Origin of the sequence: Streptomyces sp. NPDC004065 (assembly GCF_044903565.1) — a bacterium.
Classification (GTDB): domain Bacteria; phylum Actinomycetota; class Actinomycetes; order Streptomycetales; family Streptomycetaceae; genus Streptomyces.
The window spans coordinates 1-7,028 of sequence record NZ_JBJDQT010000059.1 but is presented as its reverse complement, the minus strand read 5'-3'; the positions used below and the strand labels follow the sequence as shown (position 1 = coordinate 7,028).

Sequence of the window (7,028 nt, the reverse complement as noted above, 5' to 3'; positions counted from 1 at the left end):
GGGCGCCCGGGCCCCCCCCCCCGGGGGGGGGGCCCCCGGGGGGGCCCCCCCCCCCCCCCCCCAACCCCCCCCCCCCCCCCCCCCCCCCCCCCCCCCCCACCCCCCCCCCCCCCCCCCCCCCCCCCCCCCCCCCCCCCCCGCGGGGGGGGGGCGCCCCCCCCCCCCCCCCCCCCCCCCCCCGGCCCGCACCCTCCGGTCGTACACCCCTTCGGTCGTAAGGAAGCAAGAGATGAGCAAGCTGCGCGTAGCGGTCCTCGGAGCCCAGGGCCGGATCGGATCCGAGGCGGTACGGGCGGTCGAGGCCGCCGAGGACATGGAACTGGTCGCCGCCCTCGGCCGCGGCGACAAGCTGGAGACCCTCGCCGAGAACGGCGCCCAGGTCGCCGTCGAGCTGACCACCCCGGCCTCGGTCATGGGCAACCTCGACTTCTGCGTCCGCCACGGCATCCACGCCGTCGTCGGCACCACCGGCTGGACCGAGGACCGCCTGACCCAGCTGAAGGGCTGGCTCGCCCAGTCCCCGGAGACCGGCGTGCTCATCGCCCCGAACTTCTCCATCGGCGCCGTGCTGACCATGAAATTCGCGCAGATCGCCGCGCCGTACTTCGAGTCGGTCGAGGTCGTCGAGCTGCATCACCCCAACAAGGTCGACGCCCCCTCCGGGACCGCCACGCGCACCGCCCAGCTCATCGCCGAGGCCCGCGCCAGGGCCGGCTCCGCCCCGGCCCCGGACGCCACCGCGACCGCCCTGGACGGCGCACGCGGCGCGAGCGTCGACGGCGTCCCCGTGCACGCCGTCCGCCTGCGCGGCCTCCTCGCCCACCAGGAGGTCCTGCTGGGAGGCGAGGGCGAGACCCTCACCATCCGCCACGACTCCCTCCACCACAGCAGCTTCATGCCGGGCATCCTGCTCGGCGTGCGCCGCGTGGTCACCACCCCGGGCCTGACCTTCGGCCTGGAGCACTTCCTCGACCTCACCTGAGCACCCGAGTCCCGAGTACGAGTCCCGAAGCACCGAGTCCCGAGTCCCGAGTCCCGAGTCCCGAGCAGAGCCGAAGCCCGAGCCCCACATGCGCGCGAAGATCACCTACCTCGTCACGGCCGCCGTCCTGGTCTTCTACTTCCTCCTGGTCGGCAGCCGCGGCGTCATGCTCATCGAGTCCGGGACACCCGTGACCGTCTCCTTCGGGATCGCCGTACTGATCCTGCCGGCGATCGGCCTGTGGTTCCTGTGGCAGAACACCCGGTTCGTGCGCAACGCCAACCGGCTCGCCGCCGAGCTGGACGCCGAGGGCGGCCTGCCCGTCGACGACCTCAGGCGCACGCCCAGCGGGCGCATCGACCGGGACTCGGCCGACGAGGTCTTCGCCCGGCGCAAGGCCGAGACGGAGGCCGCTCCGGACGACTGGCGCACCTGGTTCCGGCTGGCCGTGGCCTACCACGACGCCCGCGACACCCCGCGCGCCCGCAAGGCCATGCAGCGGGCGATCGCCCTGCACGACGGCAAGCCGGTCCAGCCCGCGTAACCCGGACCGCCCGAATCAGCGCGGCCCAGCCCGGACCGCCCGAATCAGCGCGGCCCACCCCGGACCGCCCGCACGGCGCGGCGCACCCGGAGCGGGGGCCACGGCCCACCCGGAGCGGAGCCACTGCCCCGCGCGGGCCCCGGCCGCTGCCGGCCACGGGCCCCGGCAGACAGCCGTCGGCCCCCGCTGCCGTCCACCAGCCCCTGACCAGCTCCCGCTGCCTGCCACCAGTCCCCGCGGACGGCCACCGCCGCCGCGGACAGCCCCCACACGCCGGTGGGCCCGGTCCGCGGCTTCGCGGACCGGGCCCACCGGCATCCGTCGCGCCGCACCGGCCACGGCGGCCGGACTCAGCGGCGGCGCTGCTCCTCGGCCCACGCCTCCACGGCGTCCGCCGCCCGGTCGAACGCGCTCGGGCGCCCCAGGAAGTCGGCGTTGTGCGTGGTCAGCAGGGGCGGTACGTCCTGGGCGGCACGCCCGTCGCGGACCATCAGCAGCGCCTGCCCCTGCACCGTGCGCGGCAGCCCCAGCCAGCGCACCGGCTGCTGCACCGTGCGCACGCTGACCACCTGGTCCCAGGGCGTCGTACGGGTGACCAGAAGGCTCACCTGGCGCAGCCCCCGCGCGCTCACCCACACGCCCATGCGCAGCAGCCGCAGCGCGGCGGCGACGACGGCCAGCGCGACGCCGAGACAGAACCCGGCCGAGGACGCCTTGCTCGTGAGGGCGATCACCACCGCGGCGAACAGCACGAACGAGGCGAGCAGCAGCAGGAGCGCGGCCGCGCCCACCCGCCACGGACCGGGCCGGTAGGGGCGCCGCCAGCGCTCGCGGTCGTCGGACGGCAGCGCGATGTCGTCCGCCGGGTCGAAGGCGCGGTCGGCCGTCAGGAAGGGCAGGGGCACGGCTGGTCCTCACTGATCCATGCTTGGGCTGTGCCGGTGAGGCTATCCGGCCGTGTTCCCGCTCACCACCCGTGGGGGGCCAAGGGGGTCAGTGCCGGGTCAGCGCCGGGTCAGTGCCCGTGGGAGGCCTGCTGCGTCTGCGTGGGGGAGTGACCGGTCGACAGCGCGGGCATCCCCACGACCAGGGAGCCCACGAGGGCGGCCACGATGGTCAGGGCCAGCAGCACACGCCCGGCCACCTGCCCCGCGGACGCCCGCCGGGGAGGCGGGGGAGTGACGTTGCCGCGGAACCTGTCGGCTTCGGCGACAAAGGCGAACGGGACGGGCTCGCGCCGGCGGGACATGGAGTACCGCTCCCTTCCAAGACTCTCGGTGGCCGGAGTGTCCGGGGTGCCCGGGGCGCTCGAGATGCGCGAACGCGGGCCCCCACCGACACAGACGAGCGGGTGTCCCGAAAGGTGCCCGCTTCTCCCGGATTCACGGATCTTCACCGAAGATGTCTCCTCCCGGCACCGAACGCCCCGATGTCACATGCGGGCCGTAGAGTGGGCGCCGCCCAGCAGACGTGATGGAAGGGACCACCCGAACCGTGACCGACACCCCCGCCGACGACCCGAAGCCCAGCTTCCGCAGCGACGTCACCGTGGAGCTGGTCAAGCACAGCGCGTCGGACGCCGACGTGCTGTTCGCCGCCCGTGTCTCGACCGTCGGCGAGCAGTCGCTGGAAGAGCTGAGCAAGGACCCGGAGCGCTCCAAGGGGCTGATCAACTACCTCATGCGGGACCGGCACGGCAGCCCCTTCGAGCACAACTCGATGACCTTCTTCATCAGCGCCCCGATCTTCGTCTTCCGCGAGTTCATGCGCCACAGGGTCGGCTGGTCCTACAACGAGGAGTCCGGGCGCTACCGCGAGCTCCAGCCCGTCTTCTACGTCCCCGACGAGTCCCGCAAGCTGGTGCAGGAGGGGCGCCCCGGCAAGTACCGGTTCGTCGAGGGCACCCAGGCCCAGCAGGAGCTCGTCGGCCGGGTCATGGAGGACTCCTACCGGGAGGCGTACGCCGCGTACCAGGAGATGCTCGCCGCGGGCGTCGCCCGCGAGGTCGCCCGCTCGGTCCTGCCCGTCGGCCTGTTCTCCTCGATGTACGCCACCTGCAACGCCCGCTCGCTGATGCACTTCCTGGGGCTGCGCACCCAGCACGAGCTGGCCAAGGTGCCGTCCTTCCCGCAGCGGGAGATCGAGATGGTGGGCGAGAGGATGGAGGCGGAGTGGGCCAGGCTCATGCCGCTGACGCACGCCGCCTTCAATGCCAACGGCCGGGTCGCGCCGTAGTCCGCGGCCGCGCCGGGCGCCCCCGTCGCCCCAGGCGCGGGCGCCCGCGTCAGCCTCGCGAGGTGTCCGTATTGCGGGCTTTGGAGAAGTTCATCTAGCCTGATCAAACGGACCCGGCACTGCTTGAACCCCCGAGCAGGCAGTGCCGGGCTCCACCTTTGTCAGGACTTGCCGCCCGCCCCTAGGGCAGACCCCGCTTCGAGCAACGAGTAGCGTGTTACCCATGGCTCCGACCTCGACTCCGCAGACCCCCTTCGGGCGGGTCCTCACCGCCATGGTCACGCCCTTCACGGCGGACGGCGCACTCGACCTCGACGGCGCGCAGCGGCTCGCCACCCACCTGGTGGACGCAGGCAACGACGGCCTGATCATCAACGGCACCACCGGCGAGTCCCCCACCACCAGCGACGCGGAGAAATCGGATCTGGTCCGGGCGGTCCTCGAGGCGGTCGGCGACCGCGCCCACATCGTGGCGGGCGTCGGTACCAACGACACCCACCACAGCGTCGAGCTGGCCCGGGCCGCGGAGCGGGCCGGCGCGCACGGTCTGCTGACCGTCACGCCGTACTACAACAAGCCCCCGCAGGAGGGCCTGTACCGGCACTTCAAGGCGGTCGCGGACGCCACGGGGCTGCCCGTGATGCTCTACGACATCCCCGGCCGCAGCGGCGTGCCGATCGCCACCGAGACGCTGGTCCGCCTCGCCGAGCACCCCCGGATCGTCGCCAACAAGGACGCCAAGGGCGACCTCGGCCGGGCGAGCTGGGCCATCGCACGCACCGGTCTCGCCTGGTACTCCGGCGACGACATGCTGAACCTGCCCCTGCTCTCCGTGGGCGCGGTCGGTTTCGTGTCGGTCGTCGGCCACGTCGTCACCCCGGACCTGCGTGCCCTGGTCGAGGCCTTCACGGCGGGCGACGTGCAGAAGGCCACCGAGATCCACCAGAAGCTCCTGCCGGTCTACACCGGTATGTTCCGCACCCAGGGCGTCATGACCACCAAGGCCGCGCTCGCCCTGCTGGGACTGCCCGCGGGGCCGTTGCGGTCCCCGATGATCGAACTCACCGCCGAAGAGACCGAGCAGCTCAAGATCGATCTTGCGGCCGGCGGGGTACAGCTCTGACAACGAGACTTCGCGGGGATCCTCCCGCACGCCCGGCGCCACCCGGCCCACGCCGGAAGACCGGGCACCACAACTGAACACGCGGGCCACCGGTGCCCGCACCCCACAACGACAACTGCTTCTGCACGAACGTCACGCGCGCCACGTGCCCACCGGTACGTGGCGTGTGTGGTGAGGAGAGTCTTTTGAGTCATCCGCATCCTGAACTCGGCACACCCCCGCCCCTTGCCGAGGGCGGTCTGAGGGTCACCCCGCTGGGCGGTCTCGGCGAGATCGGCCGCAACATGACGGTCTTCGAGTACGGCGGGCGCCTGCTGATCGTCGACTGCGGAGTGCTCTTCCCCGAGGAGGAGCAGCCCGGAATCGACCTGATCCTGCCGGACTTCTCGTCCATCCGTGACCGCCTCGGCGACATCGAGGGCATCGTCCTCACGCACGGCCACGAGGACCACATCGGCGGGGTGCCCTTCCTGTTGCGGGAGAAGCCGGACATCCCGCTGATCGGCTCCAAGCTGACCCTGGCCCTCATCGAGGCCAAGCTCCAGGAGCACCGCATCCGGCCCTACACCCTCGAGGTCGCGGAGGGGCGGCGCGAGCGCATCGGCCCCTTCGACTGCGAGTTCGTGGCGGTCAACCACTCCATCCCGGACGCCCTGGCGGTCGCCATCCGCACCCCCGCGGGCATGGCCGTGCACACCGGCGACTTCAAGATGGACCAGCTGCCGCTGGACAACCGTCTGACCGACCTGCACGCGTTCGCCCGGCTGAGCGAGGAAGGCATCGACCTCCTCCTCTCCGACTCCACGAACGCCGAGGTGCCGGGCTTCACCCCGCACGAGCGGGACATCTCCAACGTGCTCCGCCAGGTCTTCGCCGGCGCCCGCAAGCGCATCATCGTGGCCAGCTTCGCCAGCCACGTCCACCGCATCCAGCAGATCCTGGACGCCGCCCACGAGTACGGCCGCCGGGTCGCCTTCGTCGGCCGCTCCATGGTCCGCAACATGGGCATCGCCCGGGACCTCGGCTATCTGAAGGTGCCGCCGGGCCTGGTCGTGGACGTGAAGACGCTCGACGACCTGCCCGACCACGAGGTGGTCCTGGTCTGCACGGGCTCCCAGGGCGAGCCGATGGCGGCGCTGTCCCGGATGGCGAACAGGGACCACCAGATCCGTATCGTCGAGGGCGACACGGTGATCCTGGCCTCGTCCCTGATCCCCGGCAACGAGAACGCGGTGTACCGGGTCATCAACGGCCTGACCCGCTGGGGCGCCAACGTCATCCACAAGGGCAACGCCAAGGTGCACGTCTCTGGCCACGCCTCGGCCGGCGAGCTGCTGTACTTCTACAACATCTGCCGCCCGAAGAACCTCATGCCCGTCCACGGCGAGTGGCGCCATCTGCGCGCCAACGCCGAGCTCGGCGCACTGACCGGTGTACCGCACGACCGGATCGTCATCGCCGAGGACGGCGTCACCGTCGACCTCGTCGAGGGCAAGGCCAAGATCTCCGGTAAGGTCCAGGCCGGCTACGTCTACGTCGACGGCCTGTCCGTGGGCGATGTCGGCGAACCCGCCCTGAAGGACCGCAAGATCCTCGGAGACGAGGGCATCATCTCGGTCTTCGTGGTGGTCGACTCCACCACGGGCAAGATCACCGGTGGGCCGTACATCCAGGCCCGCGGCTCGGGCATCGAGGACTCCGCGTTCGGCGCGGTCGTCCCGAAGATCAGCGAGGCCCTGGAGCGCTCGGCCCAGGAGGGCATCGCCGACATCCACCAGCTGCAGCAGCTCGTCCGCCGCACGCTGGGGAAGTGGGTCTCGGACACCTACCGACGCCGGCCGATGATCCTCCCGGTCGTCGTGGAGGTCTGACACCGTCCCCGACGGAACGTCAGGGACGGGTCCGCACGCGCGAACTGGTGGCGGGGCGCCTCGATTTGCATCGGGGCGCCCCGCTCCAGTACGTTTACGGCTCCGCCCGCACGGGAACCCGGAACGCTTCATGCGCTCCATGGGGACACCCCGGAGGCGGGAAATCCGACGCAGAATCTCTGATAAAGTCGGAGCCGCCGGAAAGGGAAACGCGAGAGCGGAAACCTGGAAAGCGCCGAGGAAATCGGATCGGAAAGATCTGATAGAGTCGGA

Annotated in this window: 7 protein-coding genes; 5 read left to right on the top strand and 2 right to left on the bottom strand. The window is 71.8% G+C overall.

Going from position 1 to position 7,028, the window contains the following annotated elements:
• Positions 1 to 229 precede the first annotated feature (229 nt).
• Together dapB and ACI2LW_RS33445 are read left to right on the top strand one after the other, a co-directional pair.
• Positions 230 to 982, top strand: coding sequence for a 4-hydroxy-tetrahydrodipicolinate reductase (gene dapB / locus ACI2LW_RS33450; RefSeq protein ID WP_404735026.1), 753 nt, complete (start codon positions 230 to 232; stop codon positions 980 to 982).
• Positions 983 to 1,070: 88 nt separating this feature from the next.
• On the top strand, positions 1,071 to 1,526 hold the full coding sequence (locus ACI2LW_RS33445) for a hypothetical protein (RefSeq protein ID WP_404735025.1): 456 nt from the start codon (positions 1,071 to 1,073) through the stop codon (positions 1,524 to 1,526).
• Positions 1,527 to 1,876: 350 nt separating this feature from the next.
• Here ACI2LW_RS33445 and ACI2LW_RS33440 read toward each other — a convergent pair whose 3' ends face one another.
• Both ACI2LW_RS33440 and ACI2LW_RS33435 read right to left on the bottom strand, forming a co-directional pair.
• Positions 1,877 to 2,431, bottom strand: a complete 555-nt coding sequence (locus tag ACI2LW_RS33440; RefSeq protein ID WP_404735024.1) for a hypothetical protein — start codon at positions 2,429 to 2,431, stop codon at positions 1,877 to 1,879.
• A gap of 110 nt (positions 2,432 to 2,541) precedes the next feature.
• Entirely contained in the window at positions 2,542 to 2,775 is a 234-nt protein-coding gene (locus ACI2LW_RS33435; RefSeq protein WP_404735023.1) for a hypothetical protein, read from the bottom strand.
• 245 nt (positions 2,776 to 3,020) lie between these two features.
• Between ACI2LW_RS33435 and thyX the strand changes: the two genes are divergently transcribed.
• The 3 genes from thyX (at position 3,021) to ACI2LW_RS33420 (ending at position 6,755) form a co-directional block, all read left to right on the top strand.
• Positions 3,021 to 3,761: an FAD-dependent thymidylate synthase gene (gene thyX / locus ACI2LW_RS33430; protein WP_404735022.1), complete on the top strand. Its 741-nt coding sequence runs from the start codon at positions 3,021 to 3,023 to the stop codon at positions 3,759 to 3,761.
• A gap of 223 nt (positions 3,762 to 3,984) precedes the next feature.
• The gene (gene dapA / locus ACI2LW_RS33425; RefSeq protein ID WP_404735021.1) at positions 3,985 to 4,884 is read left to right on the top strand and encodes a 4-hydroxy-tetrahydrodipicolinate synthase; all 900 of its coding nucleotides are present in this window, start codon (positions 3,985 to 3,987) and stop codon (positions 4,882 to 4,884) included.
• Between the two features lie 185 nt (positions 4,885 to 5,069).
• Positions 5,070 to 6,755 carry a ribonuclease J gene (locus ACI2LW_RS33420; protein WP_404735020.1) on the top strand — a complete coding sequence of 562 codons (1,686 nt, stop codon included), beginning with the start codon at positions 5,070 to 5,072 and terminating at the stop codon, positions 6,753 to 6,755.
• Positions 6,756 to 7,028 lie beyond the last annotated feature (273 nt).

What these genes read in the sequence shown, in the direction of transcription:
- dapB (WP_404735026.1), top strand. Translation starts at nt 230, where the DNA reads ATGAGCAAGCTGCGCGTAGCGGTCCTCGGAGCCCAGGGCCGGATCGGA.
- ACI2LW_RS33445 (WP_404735025.1), top strand. Translation starts at nt 1,071, where the DNA reads ATGCGCGCGAAGATCACCTACCTCGTCACGGCCGCCGTCCTGGTCTTC.
- ACI2LW_RS33435 (WP_404735023.1), bottom strand. Translation starts at nt 2,775, where the DNA reads ATGTCCCGCCGGCGCGAGCCCGTCCCGTTCGCCTTTGTCGCCGAAGCC.
- dapA (WP_404735021.1), top strand. Translation starts at nt 3,985, where the DNA reads ATGGCTCCGACCTCGACTCCGCAGACCCCCTTCGGGCGGGTCCTCACC.